The sequence below is a fragment of the Streptomyces sp. NPDC006265 genome, from assembly GCF_040613555.1.
Taxonomy (GTDB): Bacteria; Actinomycetota; Actinomycetes; order Streptomycetales; family Streptomycetaceae; genus Streptomyces.
Genome location: NZ_JBEXSH010001440.1, coordinates 1 through 1315, shown reverse-complemented (window position 1 = coordinate 1315; position 1315 = coordinate 1). Strand labels below are relative to the sequence as shown.

At 76.0% G+C, this 1315-nt stretch carries 1 pseudogene; it reads left to right on the top strand.

The window, feature by feature from the left end:
- Positions 1 to 90: 90 nt before the first annotated feature.
- Positions 91 to 1315, top strand: a pseudogene (locus tag ABZ281_RS49625) (helix-turn-helix transcriptional regulator); the annotation flags it as partial.

Here is a 1315-nt window from a genome sequence, read left to right as displayed (position 1 = left end):
GCCGTGGCGACGGTCTTCCCGCCGCCTTCGCCGGAGGCCCCCTTCGAGCCCTTGTCGTCACCGCTGAGCGCGATGGCGAGCACGGTGCCGATCACCGCCGGTGAGGCCGATCTGGCCCGGGACATCGCACGTGACGTACTGACGCGTGCCACCGTGCCCACCGAGCGGGTGCGGGCCTGGATGGTGGTCATCGAGGCGGCCGGCCAAGCGCTCGGCGACGTCGACGCCGTCTTCCCGCAGGTCCTGGCCGACGCGGGCGACGACCCACGCCTGCTCGCCCAGGTCCACTACCAGCTGGCCTGGCGCGGCCTGGTCGTCGAGGGCGACTTCGCCGAGGCCCGTCAGGAGGCCGCGCACGCGGCGGAGCTGGCCGCCCGGGGCGGGGACCGGCGTACCGAGCTGATGGCGCTGTCCTTCCAGGCCTCCACCGAGACGCTGATGGGCCACCCGGACGCCCCCGTGACCGTGAAGCGGGCGCTGCAGGAACCCCAGGACCCCTATGTGGCCTGCCACCACAACGGCGCCGGGTCGGCCCGGTTCCGCTGGCTGATCATGAGCGACCAGCTGCCCGAGGCACGGGCGACGATCACCGCGCTGCTGCGCGAGGTGCGCCGACGCGGCATGGTCGAGAGCGAGGTGCACTTCCTGCGCTTCCTCGCCGACACGGAACTGCGCTCCGGGCACTGCGGCCGCGCCCTGGACCTGGCCCGCGAGAGCCTGCGGCTGGCCCGGGACTCCGGGATCGGCGAGGGCGCCTCGGCCATGCTCGCCTCCCTCGCGGAGGCCTCCGCCGGGGACGTCGACCGGGCCCTGGCCCTGGCCCGGGAGGCGGCCGACCACGCCGAGGTCGACGGCGACCAGATGTACCTCTCCCGGGCCCTCGCGGCGCTGGGCTACGCCCAGTTGGTGGCCGGCGACCCGGCCGGCACCGTCCGTTCGCTGCGCCGGGTGCGGGAGCTGGAACAAGGGCTCGGCATCAACGACCCCGGGCGCGGCCGCTGGCACGGCGACCTCGCCGAGGCCCTGGTCCGCATCGGCGAACCGGGCGAGGCGCAGGACGTCATCGATACGACCCGGGCGCACGCACTGCGGCTGGGCCGGCAGAGCGTCCTGGCCGTGCTCGACCGGGCCGAGGCGCTGGTGCGGGCGGCACGCGGCGAACACGAGGCCGCCGTCGTCCGGTTGACGTCCGTGCAGGACCGGCTCGGCCGGCTCGGGTACGGCCTGGAGGAGGCCCGGGCCGCCTTCGCGCTGGCCCGGCTGCGCACCCAGGCCGTCGCCTCCCCCCGCCCCGGTGCCAGGCCCCTGCCGGGAC